20 protein-coding genes are annotated in these 21347 nt (G+C 68.4%); all 20 read right to left on the bottom strand.

Annotated elements, in window-relative coordinates:
- The gene (gene rpsC, locus AB0J80_RS13160) at nucleotides 1-861 is read right to left on the bottom strand and encodes a 30S ribosomal protein S3 (RefSeq protein ID WP_364704290.1); all 861 of its coding nucleotides are present in this window, start codon (nucleotides 859-861) and stop codon (nucleotides 1-3) included.
- A complete protein-coding gene (gene rplV, locus AB0J80_RS13165) occupies nucleotides 861-1340 on the bottom strand; it encodes a 50S ribosomal protein L22 (RefSeq protein ID WP_364704292.1) in 480 nt (159 codons plus the stop codon). Before rplV ends, rpsC begins: the two co-directional genes overlap by 1 nt.
- Before the next feature lie 34 nt (nucleotides 1341-1374).
- Complete coding sequence (gene rpsS / locus AB0J80_RS13170; RefSeq protein WP_020513590.1) at nucleotides 1375-1656, bottom strand: 30S ribosomal protein S19; 282 nt, start codon at nucleotides 1654-1656, stop codon at nucleotides 1375-1377.
- A gap of 13 nt (nucleotides 1657-1669) precedes the next feature.
- Entirely contained in the window at nucleotides 1670-2509 is an 840-nt protein-coding gene (gene rplB / locus AB0J80_RS13175) for a 50S ribosomal protein L2 (RefSeq protein WP_364704294.1), read from the bottom strand.
- A 14-nt stretch (nucleotides 2510-2523) separates the two neighbouring features.
- Nucleotides 2524-2826: a 50S ribosomal protein L23 gene (rplW, locus tag AB0J80_RS13180; RefSeq protein WP_106130640.1), complete on the bottom strand. Its 303-nt coding sequence runs from the start codon at nucleotides 2824-2826 to the stop codon at nucleotides 2524-2526.
- On the bottom strand, nucleotides 2823-3473 hold the full coding sequence (rplD, locus tag AB0J80_RS13185) for a 50S ribosomal protein L4 (RefSeq protein WP_364704297.1): 651 nt from the start codon (nucleotides 3471-3473) through the stop codon (nucleotides 2823-2825). The genes rplW and rplD overlap by 4 nt, the downstream gene beginning before the upstream one ends.
- Nucleotides 3470-4123, bottom strand: coding sequence for a 50S ribosomal protein L3 (gene rplC, locus AB0J80_RS13190; protein ID WP_364704298.1), 654 nt, complete (start codon nucleotides 4121-4123; stop codon nucleotides 3470-3472). The genes rplD and rplC overlap by 4 nt, the downstream gene beginning before the upstream one ends.
- 10 nt (nucleotides 4124-4133) lie before the next feature.
- A complete protein-coding gene (gene rpsJ, locus AB0J80_RS13195; protein WP_007073037.1) occupies nucleotides 4134-4442 on the bottom strand; it encodes a 30S ribosomal protein S10 in 309 nt (102 codons plus the stop codon).
- A gap of 362 nt (nucleotides 4443-4804) precedes the next feature.
- Nucleotides 4805-5998 carry an elongation factor Tu gene (tuf, locus tag AB0J80_RS13200; RefSeq protein ID WP_364704300.1) on the bottom strand — a complete coding sequence of 398 codons (1194 nt, stop codon included), beginning with the start codon at nucleotides 5996-5998 and terminating at the stop codon, nucleotides 4805-4807.
- A 119-nt stretch (nucleotides 5999-6117) separates the two neighbouring features.
- Nucleotides 6118-8214 (bottom strand): elongation factor G, encoded by a 2097-nt coding sequence (fusA, locus tag AB0J80_RS13205; RefSeq protein WP_364704301.1) that lies wholly within the window; start codon nucleotides 8212-8214, stop codon nucleotides 6118-6120.
- 109 nt (nucleotides 8215-8323) lie between these two features.
- The gene (rpsG, locus tag AB0J80_RS13210) at nucleotides 8324-8794 is read right to left on the bottom strand and encodes a 30S ribosomal protein S7 (protein WP_133873229.1); all 471 of its coding nucleotides are present in this window, start codon (nucleotides 8792-8794) and stop codon (nucleotides 8324-8326) included.
- Nucleotide 8795: 1 nt separating this feature from the next.
- Nucleotides 8796-9170, bottom strand: a complete 375-nt coding sequence (gene rpsL, locus AB0J80_RS13215; protein WP_014440718.1) for a 30S ribosomal protein S12 — start codon at nucleotides 9168-9170, stop codon at nucleotides 8796-8798.
- A 397-nt stretch (nucleotides 9171-9567) separates the two neighbouring features.
- Entirely contained in the window at nucleotides 9568-10041 is a 474-nt protein-coding gene (locus tag AB0J80_RS13220; protein WP_364704303.1) for a DUF4190 domain-containing protein, read from the bottom strand.
- Between the two features lie 83 nt (nucleotides 10042-10124).
- Nucleotides 10125-10439 (bottom strand): hypothetical protein, encoded by a 315-nt coding sequence (locus AB0J80_RS13225; protein WP_364704489.1) that lies wholly within the window; start codon nucleotides 10437-10439, stop codon nucleotides 10125-10127.
- 114 nt (nucleotides 10440-10553) lie between these two features.
- Nucleotides 10554-14441, bottom strand: a complete 3888-nt coding sequence (locus AB0J80_RS13230) for a DNA-directed RNA polymerase subunit beta' (RefSeq protein ID WP_364704305.1) — start codon at nucleotides 14439-14441, stop codon at nucleotides 10554-10556.
- Nucleotides 14442-14575: 134 nt separating this feature from the next.
- Nucleotides 14576-18016: a DNA-directed RNA polymerase subunit beta gene (locus AB0J80_RS13235; RefSeq protein WP_364704307.1), complete on the bottom strand. Its 3441-nt coding sequence runs from the start codon at nucleotides 18014-18016 to the stop codon at nucleotides 14576-14578.
- A 610-nt stretch (nucleotides 18017-18626) separates the two neighbouring features.
- Nucleotides 18627-19016 carry a 50S ribosomal protein L7/L12 gene (rplL, locus tag AB0J80_RS13240; protein WP_364704308.1) on the bottom strand — a complete coding sequence of 130 codons (390 nt, stop codon included), beginning with the start codon at nucleotides 19014-19016 and terminating at the stop codon, nucleotides 18627-18629.
- A 54-nt stretch (nucleotides 19017-19070) separates the two neighbouring features.
- Nucleotides 19071-19616, bottom strand: coding sequence for a 50S ribosomal protein L10 (gene rplJ, locus AB0J80_RS13245; RefSeq protein WP_364704310.1), 546 nt, complete (start codon nucleotides 19614-19616; stop codon nucleotides 19071-19073).
- Between the two features lie 272 nt (nucleotides 19617-19888).
- A complete protein-coding gene (locus tag AB0J80_RS13250; protein WP_364704312.1) occupies nucleotides 19889-20587 on the bottom strand; it encodes a hypothetical protein in 699 nt (232 codons plus the stop codon).
- Nucleotides 20584-21318: an ATP-binding cassette domain-containing protein gene (locus tag AB0J80_RS13255; protein ID WP_364704313.1), complete on the bottom strand. Its 735-nt coding sequence runs from the start codon at nucleotides 21316-21318 to the stop codon at nucleotides 20584-20586. The genes AB0J80_RS13250 and AB0J80_RS13255 overlap by 4 nt, the downstream gene beginning before the upstream one ends.
- Nucleotides 21319-21347 lie beyond the last annotated feature (29 nt).

The raw sequence follows: 21347 nt of genomic DNA on the forward strand, positions 1-21347 counted from the left end.
TCAGCCCTCCTGCTGCGGGTCGGCAGCGGCCGGCGCCGCGGCGACAGCCGCGTCGTCGATCGACTCACCGGTCGGGGTGTCGCCCTTGGCCTGGGCGGCAGCGGCAGCGCGGCCGGCCTCGGTGCCACCGGCGGTGGTACCGGACGAACCGCTACGGCCACGGCGCGGACGGTCCGGACGGTCGCCACGCTCGCGGCGCGGACGCGCGGGCGCCTCGGGGGCGACCTCACGACCGGGGACGGCGTCGCCCTTGTAGATCCAGACCTTCACGCCGATGCGGCCGAACGTGGTACGGGCCTCGAAGAAGCCGTACTCGATGTTGGCCCGCAGCGTGTGCAGCGGAACACGACCCTCGCGGTAGAACTCCGTGCGGCTCATCTCCGCGCCGCCGAGGCGGCCGGAGACCTGCACCCGGATGCCCTTGCAGACCGGGTTCTTCATCGCCGACTGCATGGCCTTGCGCATCGCCCGGCGGAAGCTGACCCGGCTGGAGAGCTGCTCGGCGACGCCCTGCGCCACGAGCTGCGCGTCCGACTCCGGGCTCTTCACCTCGAGGATGTTGAGCTGGACCTGCTTGCCGGTGAGCTTCTCGAGCTCGCCGCGGATGCGGTCGGCCTCCGCGCCCTTACGGCCGATGACGATGCCCGGCCGGGCGGTGTGGATGTCGACGCGGACCCGGTCGCGGGTGCGCTCGATGTCCACCTTGGAGATGCCGGCGCGCTCGAGGCCCTTGGACATCATGCGGCGGATCTTGACGTCCTCGCCGATGTAGTCCTTGTAGAGCTTGTCCGCGAACCAGCGGCTCTTCCAGTCGGTGGAGATGCCGAGCCGGAACCCGGTGGGGTGAACTTTCTGACCCATTACTCGGCACCTTCCGTGCTCTGGGACTCGGCCGGCGTGGCCTCGGCAGCGGCGGGAGCCGCCTTCTTGGCCGGCGCGGCCTTCTTCGCGGCGGCCTTGCGGGCCGGCGTGGCGACCTGGACGGCCTCCACCGCGACGGTGATGTGACAGGTGCGCTTGCGGATCCGGTACGCCCGGCCCTGCGCCCGCGGCCGGAACCGCTTCAGCGTCGGGCCCTCGTCGACGAACGCCTCGCTGACCAGGAGCGCGTCCGGGTCGAGCCGCTCGTTGTTCTCGGCGTTCGCGATCGCGCTGGCGAGCACCTTGTAGACCTGCTCACTCGCAGCCTGCGGCGCGAACTGCAGGACCGTGAGAGCCTCCTTCGCGGGCAGACCGCGGACGAGGTTGATCACACGGCGCGCCTTGTTCGGCGAGATGCGCACGTGGCGCGCAACCGCCCGCGCGCCCGGAAGCGCCGGAGCGTCGCCCTTGACTGGCATCGCTGTAACCCCTTGTTCTTATCCGTGGACTGCTTTAGCGACGACGGCTCTTGCGGTCGTCCTTCTCGTGACCCTTGAACGTACGGGTCAGAGCGAACTCGCCGAGCTTGTGCCCGACCATGGCCTCGGTGATGAACACCGGGACGTGCTTGCGCCCGTCGTGCACGGCGATCGTGTGCCCGAGCATGTCGGGAATGATCGTCGAGCGCCGCGACCAGGTCTTGATGACGTTCTTCGAGTTCTTCTCGTTCTGGACTTCCACCTTCTTGAGCAGGTGGTCGTCGACGAACGGGCCCTTCTTCAGGCTGCGAGGCATCTTTTAACTCCCGTTACCCGCGCTTGCGGGTCGCGTAGCGGCGGCGAACGATCAGCTTGTCGCTCGGCTGGCCCTTGCGACGGGTGCGGCCCTCAGGCTTACCCGCCGGGTTCACCGGGTGGCGACCACCCGAGGTCTTACCCTCACCACCACCGTGCGGGTGGTCGATCGGGTTCATGGCGACACCACGGACGGTCGGGCGCTTGCCCTTCCACCGCATGCGGCCGGCCTTGCCCCAGTTGATGTTCGACTGGTCGGCGTTGCCGATCTCGCCGACGGTGGCGCGGCAGCGCACGTCGACGCGACGGATCTCGCCCGAGGGCATACGCAGCGTGGCGTAGACACCCTCCCGGCCCAGGAGCTGGATGCCGACGCCGGCCGAACGGGCCAGCTTGGCGCCACCGCCGGGACGAAGCTCCACGTTGTGGACCGTCGTACCGACCGGGATGTTGCGCAGGGCCAGGTTGTTGCCCGGCTTGATGTCCGCGCCCGGACCCGACTCGACGCGGTCGCCCTGCTTCAGGTCCTTCGGCGCGAGGATGTAGCGCTTCTCGCCGTCGGCGTAGTGCAGCAGCGCGATGCGGGCGGTGCGGTTGGGGTCGTACTCGATGTGAGCGACCTTGGCCGGCACGCCGTCCTTGTCGTTGCGCTTGAAGTCGATGATCCGGTACTGCCGCTTGTGGCCGCCGCCCTGGTGCCGCGTGGTGATGCGGCCGTGGACGTTGCGTCCACCCTTCTTGGGCAGCGGGGCCAGCAGCGACTTCTCGGGCGTCGACCGGGTGATCTCAGCGAAGTCGGAGACGCTCGAGCCGCGGCGGCCCGGCGTCGTCGGCTTGTACTTACGGATAGCCATGATTCACAAACCCCTTAGCTGACCGGGCCGCCGAAGGCCTCGATACGGTCACCGTCAGCCAGCTTCACCATGGCGCGCTTGGTGGCCTTGCGCTGACCGAAGCCGGTGCGGGTGCGCTTGCGCTTGCCCTCGCGGTTCGCGGTGTTCACCGTCAGCACGCGGACGTCGAAGATCTGCTGGATCGCGATCTTGATCTGGGTCTTGTTCGCGTCCGGGTGGACGAGGAACGTGTACCAGTTCTGGTCGAGAACGCTGTAGCTCTTCTCGGAGACCACGGGCGCGATGATGATGTCGCGCGGGTCGGCGATCGTGCTCACTTGTTGCCCTCCTCGGAGGTCTCGGCCGGAACGCCGAGGAACTCCTCGAGCGCCTCCTTGGTGAAGACGACCTCGTCCGCGACCAGCACGTCGTACGTGTTCAGCTGGCCGGCCTCGATGAGGTGCACGGTCGGCTCGTTGCGCAGCGACAGCCAGTTCAGCTCGTCGTAGCTGCTCAGCACGACCAGGACCTTGGTGGACTCGGTCGCCTTGCGCAGCGTCGCGACCGCGGCCTTCGTGGACGGCGTCTCGCCGGCGACGAACGCCTCGACCACGTGCACCCGGCCGTCGCGGGCCCGGTCGGAGAGAGCGCCACGCAGGGCGGCGGCCTTCATCTTCTTGGGGGTCCGCTGGCTGTAGTCACGCGGCACGGGACCGTGCACGGTGCCACCACCGGTGAACTGCGGGGCGCGGATCGAGCCCTGGCGGGCCCGGCCGGTGCCCTTCTGCTTGTACGGCTTCTTGCCGCCACCGGCGACCTCGCCGCGGGTCTTCGCCTTGTGCGTACCCTGCCGGGCGGCCGCGAGCTGGGCGACGACGACCTGGTGCATCAGCGGGATGTTCGCCTGCACGTCGAAGATGTCGTCGGGCAGCTCGACGGAGCCGGCCTTCGTGCCCTCGGCGTTGATCACGTCAACCGAGCTCACTTGGCACCACCCTTCTTCTTCGCCGCCGTACGGACCAGGATCAGCGCACCCTTGGGGCCGGGAACGGCGCCCTTGATGAGCAGCAGGTTGTTGTCGGTGTCGACGGCCTGCACCGTGAGGTTCTGCACGGTGAAGCGCTTGCTTCCCATGCGGCCCGCCATCCGGGTGCCCTTGAAGACACGCGCGGGGGTGGCGCAGGCGCCGATCGAGCCCGGCGAGCGGTGCTTGCGCTCGACACCGTGGCTGGCGCGCAGACCGTGGAAGCCGTGCCGCTTGATGACACCGGCGTAGCCCTTGCCCTTGGTCTTACCGGTGACGTCGATCGGCGTGCCCGCCGCGAACGCCTCGACGGTGACCTCCTGGCCGAGCTCGTACTCGCCGGCGTCGGTGGTGCGCAGCTCCACGATGTGGCGGCGCGGCGACACGTTCGCCTTGGCGAAGTGGCCGCTCTCCGGCTTGTTCACCTTGCGCGGGTCGATCTGGCCGTAAGCCAGCTGCACCGCGGCGTAGCCGTCCGCCTCAGGGGTGCGGACCTGGGTCACGACGCACGGGCCGGCCTGCACCACGGTTACCGGGACGACCTTGTTGTTGTCCCAGACCTGGGTCATGCCGAGCTTGGCGCCCAGGATGCCCTTCACTTGCCTGTCCATTGTCCGGTCCCTACAGCTTGATCTCGATGTCGACGCCAGCCGGCAGGTCGAGGCGCATGAGCGAGTCGACCGTCTTCGGAGTCGGGTCGATGATGTCGATCAGACGCTTGTGCGTGCGCATCTCGAAGTGCTCGCGCGAGTCCTTGTACTTGTGCGGCGAACGGATCACGCAGAAACGGTTGATCTCCGTGGGCAGCGGCACCGGGCCCGCGACCTGCGCCCCGGTCCGCGTCACCGTCTCGACGATCTTCCGCGCCGAGGAGTCGACGACCTCGTGGTCATAGGCCTTGAGCCGGATGCGGATCTTCTGTCCCGCCATGGTGGCTTCTGTTTCCTTCTCTCGATGCCGCTACGTGCGAAAGCGGTGGCCCTCGCATGCCCGCAGGACCGTTGATCCTGCGTTGTCCGACCCCCGCGGTCGGGCGTGTCGCGCTGTGGAACCAGGCTCCGCCCCAGGCAACTGGAGCGATCAAGCCCGTGGAGAGGCTCCGCAGGGAGCTCCCCATCCGTCGGGATCGGGGCGGCCGGCGGCTCTAACACACGCCGGACACCGGGCGAGGGTGGTCGGCTGCCAGAACTGCAAAGGCAGCCAACCACCCTGCGCGGACGCAACCTGACTAGTATGCCGTATCGAAAGCGGCAACGCTAATCGGGGTCACCGTTGAGGGCTACGCCTCAACGTCACTTGTTGATCTTCGTGACCGTTCCGGCGCCGACGGTGCGGCCACCCTCACGGATCGCGAACTTCAGGCCCTGCTCCATGGCGATCGGCTGGATCAGCTTGACCGACATGGTGGTGGAGTCGCCGGGCATGACCATCTCGGTGCCCTCGGGCAGCGTGACGACGCCGGTGACGTCCGTGGTGCGGAAGTAGAACTGCGGGCGGTAGTTCTGGAAGAACGGGGTGTGCCGGCCGCCCTCCTCCTTCGAGAGGATGTAGACCTGGCCCTCGAACTCCGTGTGGGGAGTCGTGGTGCCCGGCTTCACGACGACCATGCCGCGCTCGACGTCCTCGCGCTTGATACCGCGCAGCAGCAGACCGACGTTCTCACCCGCGCGGGCCTCGTCGAGCAGCTTGCGGAACATCTCGATGCCGGTGCAGACGGTCTTCGTCGACTTCTCGCGGATGCCGACGATCTCGACCTCCTCGTTCGGCTTGAGGATGCCACGCTCGGCGCGACCGGTGACGACCGTGCCACGACCGGTGATCGTGAAGACGTCCTCGATCGGCATGAGGAACGGCTTCTCGGTCTCACGCTCGGGCTGCGGGATCGCGGTGTCGACCGCGTTCATCAGGTCCATGAGCTTGGTGGTCCACTCCGGGTCACCCTCGAGCGCCTTGAGCGCCGAGACGCGCACGACCGGCACGTCGTCGCCCGGGAACTCGTAGGTGCTCAGCAGCTCGCGGACCTCGAGCTCGACGAGCTCCAGGAGCTCCTCGTCCTCGACCATGTCGCTCTTGTTCAGGGCGACGACGATGTACGGAACGCCGACCTGGCGGGCCAGGAGCACGTGCTCCTTGGTCTGCGGCATCGGGCCGTCGGTCGCGGCGACCACCAGGATCGCGCCGTCCATCTGCGCGGCACCGGTGATCATGTTCTTGATGTAGTCGGCGTGGCCGGGGCAGTCCACGTGCGCGTAGTGCCGCGCCGCGGTCTGGTACTCCACGTGCGCGATCGAGATCGTGATGCCGCGGGCCTTCTCCTCCGGCGCCTTGTCGATCTCGTCGAACGGGGTGTACGGGTTCAGGTCCGGGTACTCGTCGTGCAGGACCTTCGTGATGGCCGCAGTCAGCGTCGTCTTACCGTGGTCGATGTGACCAATGGTGCCGATGTTGACGTGCGGCTTAGTCCGCTCGAACTTCGCCTTCGCCACTGGTGTCCTCCTGTGGACTGTGGTTTCTTCTCTCGCCCGGCACGCCGATAAGGCGATTAGGACTCTGTCGACTGCTGGTGCGCGTGCGGTCCTCGACGGACCGCACGCGCCTCAACGCATCAGGCGCCGGTGGCCTTCGCGATGATCTCCTTCGCCACGCCCTGCGGCACCTCGGCGTAGGAGTCGAACTGCATGCTGTAGCTAGCCCGGCCGGCGGTCTTCGACCGCAGGTCGCCGACGTAGCCGAACATCTCCGACAGCGGCACCAGCGCCTTGACGACTCGGGCGCCGGAGCGCTCCTCCATCGACTGGATGATGCCACGGCGGGAGTTGAGGTCGCCGATGACGTCGCCCATGTTGTCCTCGGGCGTGGTCACCTCGACGGACATCATCGGCTCGAGCAGCGCGGGGTCGGCCTTGCGGGCCGCCTCCTTCATCACCATTGAGCCGGCGATCTTGAACGCCATCTCGGACGAGTCGACCTCGTGGTACTGGCCGTCGAGCAGCGTCAGCTTCACGCCGACCAGCGGGTAGCCGGCCAGGACGCCGTACTGCATCGAGTCCTGCGCGCCGGCGTCGACCGACGGGATGAACTCCTTGGGGATGCGACCACCGGTCACGGCGTTGACGAACTCGTACGTGGGGCCGTCGGCCGCGAGCGGCAGCGGCTCGAGCTTGACGACGACCTTCGCGTACTGGCCGGAGCCACCGGTCTGCTTCTTGTGGACGTAGTCGAGCTTCTCCACGGTGCCGCGGATCGTCTCGCGGTACGCCACCTGCGGCTTACCGATGTTCGCCTCGACGTTGAACTCGCGCCGCATGCGGTCGACGAGGATGTCGAGGTGCAGCTCGCCCATGCCGGCGATGATGGTCTGCCCGGTCTCCTCGTCGTTGAAGACGCGGAAGGTCGGGTCCTCCTCGGCCAGACGCTGGATCGCGGTGCCCAGCTTCTCCTGGTCGGACTTGGTCTTCGGCTCGATGGCCACCTGGATGACCGGCTCGGGGAAGGTCATCGACTCGAGGATGACCGGCTTGGCCGGGTCGCAGAGCGTGTCACCGGTGGTGGTCTGCTTCAGACCCTGGACGGCGATGATGTCGCCGGCCTGCGCGGTGGTGCGCTCCTCACGCTTGTTCGCGTGCATCTGGTAGATCTTGCCGATGCGCTCCTTGCGGTCCTTGGTGGAGTTGATCACCTGGGAACCGGTCTCGAGCGTGCCGGAGTAGACCCGGACGTAGGTCAGCTTGCCGAGGTGCTTGTCGGTCTGGATCTTGAACGCCAGGGCCGAGAAGGGCTCGTCGTTCGAGGGCTTGCGCTGCAGCGGCGTCTCGCCGTCGGTCGCGGTGCCCTCGATGGCCGGGATGTCCAGCGGCGACGGCAGGAAGTCCACCACGGCGTCGAGCATGGGCTGCACGCCCTTGTTCTTGAACGCCGAACCGCAGAGCACCGGGTTCGCCTTGCTGGCGATCGTGGCGCGCCGGATGGCGGCCTTGATCTCGGCCTCGGAGAGCTCCTCGCCCTCGAGGTACTTCTCCATGACCGCGTCGTCGACGTCGGCGAGGGTCTCGATGAGCTTCTCGCGCCACTCGGCGGCCTGGTCGGCGAGGTCGGCCGGGATCTCCTCGACCGCGTAGTCCTCGCCCTTCTGGGTCTCGCCGCGCCAGGTCAGCGCCCGCATGCCGATCAGGTCGACGACGCCGATGTGGTCACCCTCGAGGCCGATCGGGATCTGCAGCACGAGCGGCGTCGCGTTGAGCCGGTCGATCATCATCTGGACGCAGCGGAAGAAGTCCGCGCCGGTCCGGTCGAGCTTGTTGACGAAGCACATCCGGGGGACGTGGTACTTGTCCGCCTGCCGCCAGACGTTCTCCGTCTGCGGCTCCACGCCGGCGACACCGTCGTAGACCGCGACGGCACCGTCGAGCACACGCAGCGACCGCTCGACCTCGACCGTGAAGTCGACGTGGCCGGGCGTGTCGATGATCTGGATCGTGTGGCCCTTCCACTCGCACTTCGTGGCGGCGGAGGTGATGGTGATACCGCGTTCCTGTTCCTGCTCCATCCAGTCCATGACGGCCGCGCCCTCGTGGACTTCACCGATCTTGTACGTGATGCCGGTGTAGAACAGGATGCGCTCGGTCGTCGTGGTCTTACCAGCGTCGATGTGCGCCATGATGCCGATGTTGCGTACCTTGGCGAGCGCGTCTGCGGCAGCCACTGCAATCCCTACTCTTCGTCGTCGTGTCGACTGTGTTCCGCGGGATGTCGCGGAGGGCCGGTGGGACCGGCGTCCCGGCCCGGCAAGTGCCGGGCCGGCAACGGGGGTCTTACCAGCGGTAGTGCGCGAAGGCCTTGTTGGACTCCGCCATCTTGTGGGTGTCCTCGCGCCGCTTGACGGCGGCACCGAGGCCGTTGCTGGCGTCGAGCAGCTCGTTCTGCAGGCGCTCGATCATGGTCTTCTCGCGGCGGGCCTTGGAGTACTGGACCAGCCAGCGCAGACCCAGGGTGGTCTGCCGCGGGGTACGGACCTCGACCGGCACCTGGTAGGTCGCGCCACCGACACGGCGGCTGCGGACCTCGAGGGTCGGCTTGACGTTGTCCATGGCGCGCTTGAGCGTCACCACGGGGTCGGTCCCGTTCTTCTCGCGGCAGCCCTCGAGGGCGCCGTACACGATCCGCTCGGCGAGCTGACGCTTGCCACCGACCAGGATCTTGTTCACCAGCTGGGTGACGAGCGGCGAGTTGTAAACCGGGTCCGCGACCACAGGGTGGCGCGGAGCGGGGCCCTTACGAGGCATGTCAGCTCTTCTCCTTCTTCGCGCCGTAACGGCTGCGCGCCTGCTTGCGGTTGCGGACACCCTGGGTGTCCAGCGAACCACGGACGATCTTGTAGCGGACGCCCGGGAGGTCCTTCACACGGCCGCCACGCACGAGCACGATCGAGTGCTCCTGCAGGTTGTGGCCGACGCCCGGGATGTACGCCGTGACCTCGATCTGGCTGCTGAGCTTCACACGAGCGACCTTGCGCAGCGCAGAGTTCGGCTTCTTGGGGGTGGTGGTGTACACGCGCGTGCACACGCCGCGCCGCTGAGGACTTCCCTTCAGCGCCGGCGTCTTGGTCTTGCTCGTCTTCGCCTGGCGGCCCTTACGGACCAGCTGCTGGATCGTGGGCACCGGGTTTCTCCGCTCCCTTCGGCCGCCCTTCAGCGGCCGCACCGTCTTCGTTCTGCCTTGTGTACGAACCGTCCCCGGTAGGAACGCCCCGCACCCGCGGTCGGGCGTGTCGTCCGGCTCACGGTCCCGCCGCGCGCACATCGCGCGCAGCGAGTCTTGTCTTTGTCGGGCTCAGCCCGTCGTGCTCATCGCCCCGTCGGTACTACAGACTCGGGCGCACGCACGAGTTGCCCGGGCGAGCCCGGGCACGAGGGGAAAGAGTACCCACCGCAGGCACGCAGGTCAAAACGAGCCCGCTTGACCAGCCAGCCTGACGATGGACATCTCCGCATACCAAGTGTACCGGGTGCTCCGCCGCGACAATGCCGCGGTGCCAGTTTCGGCGCACCACGCGGCTTCACGATGACTGCAACACCAGCACCAACAAGAGAGTGAGCGCCGCGATTCCCACTCCGGCCCCGCCGCAGGAGATCCCCGCCACGGCGACACCGCGGCCGGTGAAGCGCACCCGGCCGCCCTGTCCGGAGCGCCTGATCTGCCGGCGGGCGACCAGGCCCAGCGCGACCGCGCCACCGCCCACCAGGGCTCCCAGCAGGGCGAAAGCGCCGGCCACCACACCGCCCCAGCCGTCCGCAGCGCCCGCGATGCCGAAGCACAGCACCAGCGTGGCGACCAGGATGGACCCGATGCCGGCGATGAGCGAGCCGACCGCCGGCCCGGACGTGATCGGCGCGACGCGCAGCTGCACCAGGCCGAACTCGGTGCCCGGCACGGGCTCGACCCGCTCGGGCGTCCACGCCTCCCCCGGCTTCGGCTGCATCACGGCCGGCGGACGTGGCTGTCCCGGCCACGAACCTGGCTGCTGTGTCACGGACCGTCCCTCTCGCCGCGTACCGCTGGATCTCGAGCATGTCACCCGAAGGTGAGCGCGCGCAGCCCGAGGCCCGGTGCGGGTCAGTCGGTGGTGGAGTCGAAGTCCTGACCGCCGGGCGCGGACGCGAGATGCAGCAGCCCCGCGATCGTGGCCACCACCAGCGCCGTCAGGGCCAGCACGATGCCCGCCCAGGCGAGCGTACGGCCGCGGCGCACCCACTTCGAGCCGGTGAGGTAGCCGCCCGCGGCGAACTGTTCCCGGGCGACCTGACGGGCGAGCAGGAGCGCGAGGGTGGCGGGAATCACGCCTCCGACGAATGCCCCGGTCACGAAGGCCGTCAGCCCCAGCGCGAAGACCGCGCGCGCCTTCGTCGACGGTGCCGGTTCCGGATCCATCGGATGGCGGGTGGGTGCGGCGGGGGCGGGGAGCGTCACCCGTCCATCTTAGGAAGAAACGCCGAGGGCGGCCGCGCTGCTGCGCGACCGCCCTGTGCGTTGCTGCGGAGACCCTTAGCGGTACGACCCGAAGTCGAAGTCGTCCAGCGGCACTGCCTGCCCGCTGGCCGGCCCGAAGCCGTAGTCCGTCTCGGGGTAGCCGGTCATCGAGTACACCTTGGCCTTCGCCTCCTCGGTGGGCTCGACCCGGATGTTGCGGTACTTGCTGATGCCCGTACCGGCCGGGATGAGCTTACCGATGATGACGTTCTCCTTGAGGCCGACGAGCGAGTCGCTGCGCGAGTTGATCGCCGCGTCGGTGAGCACCCGGGTGGTCTCCTGGAAGGAGGCCGCCGAGAGCCAGGAGTCGGTCGCCAGCGACGCCTTGGTGATACCCATGAGCACCGGACGACCGGCGGCGGGCTCGCCGCCCTCGCCGACGAGCCGGCGGTTCTCCGACTCGAACAGCGCGCGGTCGACCAGCACGCCCGGCAGGAACTCCGAGGCGCCCGAGTCGATGACCGTCACCCGCTTGAGCATCTGGCGGATGATGATCTCGATGTGCTTGTCGTGGATGAGCACACCCTGCGAGCGGTAGACCTCCTGGACCTCACTGGTCAGGTGGACCTGGACCGCCCGCGGACCCATGATCCGCAGCAGCTCGTGCGGGTCGATGGTGCCCTCGGTGAGCTTCTCGCCGACGCCCACGTGGTCGCCGTCGTGGAACCGCAGCTTCACGCGCTTCGAGATCTTGTCGTACACGATCTCGTCGCTGCCGTCGTCCGGCACCACGATGATCTTCCGCGAGCGCTCGCCGTCCTCGATCCGCACACGTCCCGGGGTGTCGGCGATGGGCGCCTTGCCCTTGGGTACGCGCGCCTCGAAGATCTCCTGCACACGCGGCAGACCCTGGGTGATGTCCTCACCCGCGACACCACCGGTGTGGAAGGTACGCATGGTCAGCTGCGTACCCGGCTCACCGATGGACTGGGCGGCGATGATGCCGACCGCCTCGCCGATGTCGACCGACTTGCCGGTCGGCAGCGACCGGCCGTAGCAGGCCGCGCAGACGCCCAGCTTTGACTCGCAGGTCAGCACGCTGCGGACGCGGACGTTCTCCACCCCGGCGGCGACGAGCTTGTCGACCAGGATCGAGTTGAGGTCCTCGCCGCGCGCCACGACCAGGTTGCCGTCGGGGCCGGTGATGTCGTCCGCCAGGGTGCGGGCGTGGACGCCGGTCTCGGCGTGCGTGTGCACGACGAGGGTGCCGTCCTCCAGCTTGTCCGCCACCTGCATCGGGATCGCGCGATCGGTGCCGCAGTCCTCCTCGCGGATGATGACGTCCTGCGAGACGTCCACCAGACGCCGGGTCAGGTAACCCGAGTCGGCGGTACGCAGCGCGGTGTCGGCCAGACCCTTACGGGCACCGTGCGTGGAGATGAAGTACTCCAGCACGGTCAGACCCTCGCGGTACGACGACGTGATCGGCCGCGGGATGATCTCGCCCTTGGGGTTGGCCACCAGACCACGGATCGCGGCGATCTGCCGGAGCTGGAGGAGGTTACCGCGGGCGCCGGAGTTGATCATCACCCAGAGCGGGTTCTCCTGCGGCAGCGCCGTCTCCATCTCCTTCGAGATGTCCTTGGTCGCGTTGGTCCAGATGTCGATGAGCTCGCCGCGGCGTTCCTCGGCGGTCATCAGACCCCGCTGGTACTGCTTGTCGATGCGGTCCGCCTCGCCCTGGTAGCGGGCGATGATCTCCGGCTTGCGCGGAGGACCGATGACGTCACCCATGCCGATCGTCACGCCGGACCAGGTGGCCCAGTGGAAGCCGGCCTCCTTGAGCGCGTCCAGGGTCGCGGCGAGCGCGACCTTGGGGAAGCGCTCGGCGAGGTCGTTGACGATCGCGGAGAGCTGACCCTTGCGGATCTCGTAGTTGACGTACCGGTAGCCCGGCGGCAGCGTCTCGTTGAAGATCACCCGGCCCAGGGTGGTCTCGACGAGCAGCGGCTCACCCTGCTGCCACTCCTCCGGCGCCTCCCACGGGGCGCTCGCGCCGTTGTCGACACCAACGACCTCGCGGAGCCGGATCTTGACCGGCGCCTGCAGGTGCAGCTCGCCGTTGTCGAACGCCATCCGCGCCTCGGCGTCGGAGCTGAACACCCGGCCCTCACCCTTCGCGCCCGGCGTCAGGTGGGTCAGGTGGTACAGCCCGATGACCATGTCCTGGGTGGGCATGGTGACCGGCTTGCCGTCGGCCGGCTTGAGGATGTTGTTCGACGAGAGCATCAGGATCCGGGCCTCGGCCTGCGCCTCGGCCGACAGCGGTACGTGCACCGCCATCTGGTCACCGTCGAAGTCGGCGTTGAACGCCGTGCAGACGAGCGGGTGGATCTGGATCGCCTTGCCCTCGACCAGCTGCGGCTCGAAGGCCTGGATGCCGAGGCGGTGCAGCGTCGGCGCGCGGTTCAGCAGCACCGGGTGCTCGCTGATGACCTCTTCCAGGACGTCCCACACGACCGGGCGCTGCCGCTCGACCATGCGCTTGGCCGACTTGATGTTCTGCGCGTGGTTGAGGTCCACCAGGCGCTTCATCACGAACGGCTTGAACAGCTCCAGCGCCATCTGCTTCGGCAGGCCGCACTGGTGCAGCTTGAGCCGGGGGCCGACGACGATGACGGAACGGCCGGAGTAGTCGACGCGCTTACCCAGCAGGTTCTGCCGGAAGCGGCCCTGCTTGCCCTTGAGCATGTCGGACAGCGACTTCAGCGGGCGGTTACCCGGGCCGGTGACCGGCCGGCCGCGGCGGCCGTTGTCGAACAGCGCGTCGACGGCCTCCTGCAGCATCCGCTTCTCGTTGTTGACGATGATCTCGGGCGCGCCCAGGTCGATCAGGCGCTTGAGCCGGTTGTTGCGGTTGATGACCCGGCGGTACAGGTCGTTCAGGTCGCTGGTGGCGAAGCGGCCACCGTCGAGCTGCACCATCGGGCGCAGGTCCGGCGGAATGACCGGTACGCAGTCCAGCACCATGCCCAGCGGCGAGTTGCGGGTGTTCAGGAACGCGGCGACGACCTTGAGCCGCTTGAGCGCACGGATCTTCCGCTGGCCCTTACCGGTGCGGATGATCTCCCGCAGGTTCTCGGCCTCGGCGTCCAGGTCCATGTTCTCGAGCAGCGCCTTGATGGCCTCGGCCCCCATGCCGCCGGTGAAGTACTCACCGAAGCGGTCGCGCAGCTCGCGGTAGAGCAGCTCGTCGGTGACCAGCTGCTTGCTGTCGAGCTTGCGGAAGGTGTCGAGCACCTCGTCGAGCCGGTCGATCTCACGCTGCGCCTTGTCGCGGATCTGGCGCATCTCGCGCTCGCCGGCCTCCTTGACCTTGCGGCGCACGTCCGCCTTCGCGCCCTCGGCCTCGAGCTCGGCGAGGTCCTGCTCCAGCTTGGCGGCCCGCTTCTCGATCTCGGAGTCGCGGCCGTTCTCGGACTGCCGCTTCTCGGCGAAGATCTCGTTCTCGATGGTGGACATGTCGCGGTGACGCGCCTCGGCGTCCACGCTCGTGACCACGTACGAGGCGAAGTAGATGATCTTCTCGAGGTCCTTGGGGGCCAGGTCGAGCAGGTAGCCCAGCCGGCTCGGCACACCCTTGAAGTACCAGATGTGCGTGACCGACGCGGCCAGCTCGATGTGGCCCATGCGCTCACGGCGCACCTTGGACCGGGTCACCTCGACGCCGCAGCGCTCACAGATGATGCCCTTGAACCGGACCCGCTTGTACTTACCGCAGTAGCACTCCCAGTCCCGCTGCGGACCGAAGATCTTCTCGCAGAAGAGTCCGTCCTTCTCGGGCTTGAGGGTGCGGTAGTTGATCGTCTCGGGCTTCTTGACCTCGCCGTGCGACCACTGACGGATGTCGTCCGCGGTCGCCAGGCCGATGCGCAACTCGTCGAAGAAGTTGACGTCGAGCACTTGGTCTATCCCTCGTGTTTCGCTTGCTCGGATGGTTTCCAGGCCGGCGGGGGTGTCCCCGGTAGCTGTGTCATCAAACGGCTTCGCCGTACTGCGATCGAAAACCGTTGATGGGCCACCGGGGACACCATCCGTCAGATCTCTTCGACGCTGCTAACGCCCTCGTTCGGGCGCCGGGACAGGTCGATGCCGAGTTCTTCCGCGGCCCGGAAGACCTCGTCGTCGGTCTCGCGCATCTCCAGGGCCACGCCGTCGCTGGACAGCACCTCGACGTTGAGGCACAGCGACTGCAGCTCCTTGAGCAGCACCTTGAACGACTCGGGGATTCCCGGCTCCGGGATGTTCTCGCCCTTGACGATGGCCTCGTAGACCTTCACGCGGCCCAGGACGTCGTCGGACTTGATGGTGAGCAGCTCCTGCAGCGCGTACGCCGCGCCGTAGGCCTGCATCGCCCAGCACTCCATCTCGCCGAACCGCTGGCCACCGAACTGCGCCTTACCACCCAGCGGCTGCTGCGTGATCATCGAGTACGGGCCGGTCGAGCGAGCGTGGATCTTGTCGTCGACCAGGTGGTTCAGCTTGAGGATGTACACGTAGCCGACGGAGATCGGGTCGGGCAGCGGCTCGCCGGAGCGACCGTCGAAGAGCTGCGCCTTGCCGTCACCGTTGACCAGTCGCTTGCCGTCGCGGTTGACGAGCGTCGACTCGAGGAGGCCCTTGATCTCCTCCTCCTGCGCGCCGTCGAAGACCGGGGTCGCGACGTTCGAGTCCGCGGGGGACTCGTGCGCCTCGATGGCCCGCAGCTGCCGCTTCCAGTCGGCGTCCTCGCCCTCGACCTCCCAGCCGGTCTTGGCGATCCACCCGAGGTGGGTCTCCAGGACCTGGCCGATGTTCATGCGCGAGGGCACACCGAGCGGGTTCAGCACGATGTCGACCGGGGTGCCGTCCTCCAGGAACGGCATGTCCTCGACCGGCAGGATCTTCGAGATGACGCCCTTGTTGCCGTGCCGGCCGGCGAGCTTGTCGCCGTCCTGGATCTTGCGCTTCTGGGCGACGTACACCCGGACCAGCTCGTTCACGCCCGGGGGCAGCTCGTCGCCGTCCTCGCGCGAGAAGGTGCGGACGCCGATGACCGTGCCGGTCTCGCCGTGCGGCACCTTCAGCGAGGTGTCGCGGACCTCGCGCGCCTTCTCACCGAAGATCGCGCGGAGCAGCCGCTCCTCCGGCGTCAGCTCGGTCTCGCCCTTGGGCGTGACCTTGCCGACCAGGATGTCGCCGGGCACGACCTCGGCACCGATCCGGATGATGCCGCGCTCGTCCAGGTCGGCGAGCATTTCCTCGCTGACGTTGGGGATGTCGCGGGTGATCTCCTCCGGGCCGAGCTTGGTGTCGCGCGCGTCGACCTCGTGCTCCTCGATGTGGATCGAGGTGAGCACGTCCTGCTGCACGAGGCGCTGCGACAGGATGATCGCGTCCTCGTAGTTGTGGCCCTCCCAGCACATGAACGCGACGAGCAGGTTGCGGCCGAGGGCCATCTCCCCCTCGTCGGTGCACGGGCCGTCGGCGATGACCTGGCCGGCCTCGACCCGGTCGCCCTCGAAGACGACGGGCTTCTGGTTGACGCAGGAGCCGGCGTTGCTGCGGCGGAACTTGTGCAGCAGGTACGTCCGGCGGTGGCCGTCGTCCTGGTGCACCGTCACGTAGTCGGCGCACAGGTCCTCGACGACACCGCCGACCTCGGCCACGACCACGTCACCGGCGTCGACCGCGGCGCGGTACTCCATGCCGGTGCCGACCAGCGGCGCCTCGGCCTTGACCAGCGGCACGGCCTGACGCTGCATGTTCGCGCCCATGAGCGCGCGGTTGGCGTCGTCGTGCTCGAGGAACGGGATCATCGCGGTCGCGACGGAGGTCATCTGCCGCGGCGAGACGTCCATGTAGTCGACGTCGGTGCCGGGCACGTAGTCGACCTCACCGCCCTTCCGGCGGACCAGGACGCGGTCCTCGGCGAAGGTGCCGTCGCTGGAGAGCGGGGCGTTCGCCTGGGCCTTGATGAACCGGTCTTCCTCGTCCGCGGTGAGGTAGTGCACCTCGTCGGTGACGCGGCCGTTCTCCACCTTGCGGTAGGGCGTCTCCACGAAACCGAACGGGTTCACCCGCGCGAAGGTCGAGAGCGCACCGATCAGGCCGATGTTCGGGCCTTCGGGCGTCTCGATCGGGCACATCCGGCCATAGTGGGACGGGTGCACGTCACGGACCTCGAAGCCCGCCCGCTCGCGGGACAGACCACCCGGGCCGAGCGCGCTCAGCCGGCGCCGGTGGGTCAGACCCGCCAGCGGGTTGGTCTGGTCCATGAACTGCGACAGCTGCGAGGTGCCGAAGAACTCCTTGATCGCCGCCACGACCGGGCGGATGTTGATCAGGGTCTGCGGCGTGATCGCCTCGACGTCCTGCGTGGTCATGCGCTCGCGGACGACGCGCTCCATGCGGGAGAGGCCGACGCGGACCTGGTTCTGGATCAGCTCGCCGACCGTACGCAGGCGCCGGTTGCCGAAGTGGTCGATGTCGTCGGCCTCGTAGCCCTCCTCACCGGCGTGCAGCCGGCAGAGGTACTCGACGGTCTTGACGATGTCCTCTTCGGTGAGGGTGCCGCGGACGATCGGGACGTCGATGTCCAGCTTCTTGTTGAACTTGTAGCGGCCGACCTTGGCGACGTCGTACCTCTTCGGGTTGAAGAAGAGGTTGTCCAGCAGGGTCTGCGCGTTCTCACGGGTCGGGGGCTCACCCGGGCGCAGCTTGCGGTAGATGTCGAGCAGAGCCTCGTCCTGCCCGGCGATGTGGTCCTTCTCGAGCGTCGTCATGAGCAGCTCGGACCAGCCGAACCGCTCCCGGATCTGGTCCGCCGACCAGCCGATCGCCTTCAGCAGGACGGTGACGGCCTGCCGGCGCTTGCGGTCGATGCGGACGCCGACGGTGTCGCGCTTGTCGATGTCGAACTCGAGCCAGGCGCCCCGGCTCGGGATGACCTTGACGCTGGACAGGTCGCGGTCGGAGGTCTTGTCCGGCTCCTTCGTGAAGTACACGCCCGGCGAGCGGACGAGCTGACTCACCACGACGCGCTCGGTGCCATTGATGACGAACGTCCCCTTGGGGGTCATCATCGGGAAGTCACCCATGAACACGGTCTGGCTCTTGATCTCGCCAGTGGTGTTGTTGGTGAACTCCGCGGTCACGAACAGCGGCGCGCAGTAGGTCAGGTCCTTCTCCTTGCACTCCTCGATCGAGGCCTTGACCTCGTCGAAGCGCGGAGAGGAGAAGGACAGCGACATTGTGCCGGAGAAGTCCTCAATGGGACTGATCTCTTCGAGGATCTCTGCGAGGCCCGAGTGGGCGTGCGGGTCATCCGTCGAACGGGCCTGCCATGCCTCGTTACCCACCAGCCAGTCGAAGGACTCCGTCTGGAGGGCGAGGAGGTTGGGGACCTCAAGTTGCTCGGTGATCCTGCCGAAAGAGATACGGCGGGGAGCGTAAGCGCTCGACGTACGACTGGTCTTCGCAGGGCGGGAAGCTGCCAAGATGCGTCCTTCCGAGGACCGGTGCTGCTGATGCGGCTGAGCTGCTGATGCAACTGTGTGCGCTACTGACTGCCGGGCACTCCAATGAACCCCCAGGAAGTCATCCGGATGGATGTCCCTGCAGGGCTCAAGGCAGAAGGCAGCGCAAACTAGCAGTGTAGCCGCTCGGCTAACCGCTGTCCAGCCCACACCGGAGGGGGCCTGCGGAGCGTGTCCCCACGGCCTCTGACCTGCGCCTCCACGGTCAGTGCCTCGGTGGGGCCGCTCGGAACGCGGCGAAACCTCCTCGGGTGCCGCCTGCGGGAACCCGTCGGAAGCAGGTATACCCACAGGGCGGCTGTCGCAAGCGCGGAAACTTGCTGATGTCAGCGTGCCTGTCGGCGGACACACAGTCAAGGGTTGTGCCGCGGGTCGGACCTGTGCCGTCCTCCGCCGGACGAGGCATAGAGACCTTAACGCCTAAAATACAGGCTTCGGAGCCTTTTGTCCGTCGGCCTTCCGACCACTCACGACACCATGTTTGACCTGCGATTTTGTCCCGAATGCGGCGCGGGCGGGGACCCCGGGAAGGGCCCCCGCCCGCGGCGAGGATGAAGCGGTGGAGCTCAGGTCACTTGAGGGTGACCTTGGCGCCCTCGCCCTCGAGCTTGGCCTTGGCCTCCTCGGCCTTCTCCTTGTTGACACCCTCGAGGATCGCCTTGGGGGCGGCCTCGACGGCGTCCTTGGCCTCCTTGAGGCCCAGGCCGGTCAGCTCACGCACGACCTTGATGACCTGGATCTTCTTGCCACCGTCGGCCTCGAGGACGACGTCGAACGAGTCCTTCTCGGCCTCGGCGGCAGCGCCACCGTCGCCACCGGCCGGCGCGGCAGCCGCAACGGCGACGGGCGCGGCGGCGGTGACCTCGAAGACCTCCTCGAACTGCTTCACGAACTCGGACAGCTCGATCAGCGTCATCTCCTTGAACGCGTCGAGCAGCTCGTCGGTGCTGAGCTTCGCCATGTCTGGCAACCTTTCGTTGTTTCTGTGGATGGAAGTCAACTCCGCGCGGGGCTGTCAGCCCTCGGCGGAACCGTCCTGCGCGCGCTTGTCCTGCAGTGCAGCCGCCAGACGTGCGACCTGGGCCAGCGGGGCCTGGAAGGTGCCCGCAGCCTTGGTCAGGTTGCCCTTCATGGCGCCGGCCAGCTTGGCCAGCAGCACCTCGCGAGGCTCGAGGTCGGCGATCTTGCTGACCTCGGCGGCCGAGATGGCCTTGCCCTCGAAGACACCGCCCTTGATGACCAGGACGGGGTGGGTCTTGGCGAAGGCCCGGAGACCCTTGGCCGCCTCGACCGGGTCGCCGGTGACGAAGGCGAGCGCGGTAGGACCGGCGAAGAGCGCGTCGAGGCCCTCGATGCCCGCGTCGCTGGCCGCCCGCTTCGCGAGCGTGTTCTTCGACACGGAGTACTTGGTCTCGCTGCCGAGCGAACGCCGCAGCTCGGTGAGCTCGGCGACGCTGAGGCCGCGGTACTCGGTCAACACGGTGGCCGACGAGTTACGGAACTGCTCCGTGAGCTCGGCGACGGCAGTGGCCTTGTCGGCCCGGACCGGCTTGTCCGCCATGTCCCTCCTCTCTCGTTGCTCAAGAGCCGCTGGCGCGGGGCCCGGCCCGAACAACGAGAACGCCCCGGCGCAGGGCGCACGGGGCGGGAAGACGAACACGCGCGGACGCGGTCGAGATCACGAACCGTTCTCCCCTGCGCGGGCCGCCCGCCTTGCTGCGGGACCTTCGGCCGCGGTCTCCGTCGAACGACGGCGACTGCGGCGACCAGCGGTCTATGGGTGGAACTTCAACACCGAAGAGTACGCGGCCCCGTGTCCGAATCCAAATCGGCTCAACCGCGCCTGCGGCGGAGCCACCCGTACGCCCCCAGCACGGCCGCGGACCACGCGAGCACCCCGGCACTGAGCAGCCAGAAGGTCCCGGCGGACGGCAACGGCGAGCGGGCGAGCGCCCGGGCGGTCGCCATCAGCGGCGGGACCAGCCACGGCGCGGCCGAGCCCCGCAGGCCCAGGACGACGCCCAGCACGGCGCCGGAGACCAGGACGGTGACGCCGTTGCGGACGGTCCGCGTCACCGCACGGCTCGCCAGCGCGCCGAGCGCCACGCCTGCGGTGAGCGACAACACATGGGCCAGCACGCCGAGCCCGACACCGACGGCGGTGGAAGGCTCCGCGCTGCCCGGCTCGGGGCCACGGACAGCCCCCAGCATGAACGGGACCACGATGGCGGCCGCGGCCAGGACGAGCCCCGCCGTCGCGGCCGCCAGCATGCCGGCGAGCAGCTCCCGGACCGGGCCCACCGTCACCCGGGCCAGCCGGCGCTGGACGTCCGGCTCGGTGTCGAGCACGACCTTGGTGAGCCACGCGAACACCGGGAAGAGCGCCACGGCCGAGTAGCCGTATACCGGGGCGGCCGGCGACGCGCCACCGCCGTGCAGGATCCCGAGCAGGACCAGGCCGGCGATGAGGGGCGCCAGGACACGGCCGCCACGGAGGAAGGCGGTCAAGCGCATCAGGGTCAGCGGGATCATCGCGGCTGCTCCTCGCGTACGCCCAGAACACGGTGACCGTCGGCACGAAGCCGGGCCACCGTCTGGTCGGCGTCCGCGCGGCGGACGGCGACCTCGATCACCACCTCCTGGCCGGGCACGGGACCCTCGTCGGCGAGGTGCAGCGTGCCGTCGGCGACCGTCCAGCGAACGGCGCCGGGCAGGCCGGCGATCTCACCCCGGTGATCGCTGACCAGCACCGCTCCCCCGGCGGCCGTCACCTCGGCGACGAGCTGCGGGACCAGCGTGCGGGCCTGGGCATCCAGGCCCTCCCACGGCTCGTCGAGAACGAGCAGGCCGGGCGGGACCAGCAACGCCTGCGCGAGACCGACCTTCTGAGCCGTGCCCTTGGACAGGGCGTTCAGGCGGGTGTGCGCGTGCTCGCCGAGCCCGAGCCGCTCGATCCAGCGGTCGACCTCGGCGGCGCCCCGCAGGCCACGAAGCGCCGCCATGGCGCACAGATACTGGCGCGCGGTGAACGGCTGGTCCGCCGGGAAACGCTCGGGCACCCAGCCGACCACGCGCGGACGGTGCCGGACCGCACCTCGCACGGGCCGCAGGACGCCGGCGGCCAGCTGCAGCAGAGTGGACTTGCCGGCGCCGTTACGGCCGAGGACCACCACAGTGGCTCCCGGCTCGACGGTGGCGTCCACCTCGCGCAGTGTCCAGCCGCCTCTCCGGGCGTACCGGAAATGGACCTGGTCGAATCGCACGCAGGCAGCCTCGCACAAAGAAAGGCCCC

The sequence above is a fragment of the Actinoplanes sp. NPDC049548 genome, from assembly GCF_040676695.1.
Classification (GTDB): Bacteria; Actinomycetota; Actinomycetes; order Mycobacteriales; family Micromonosporaceae; genus Actinoplanes.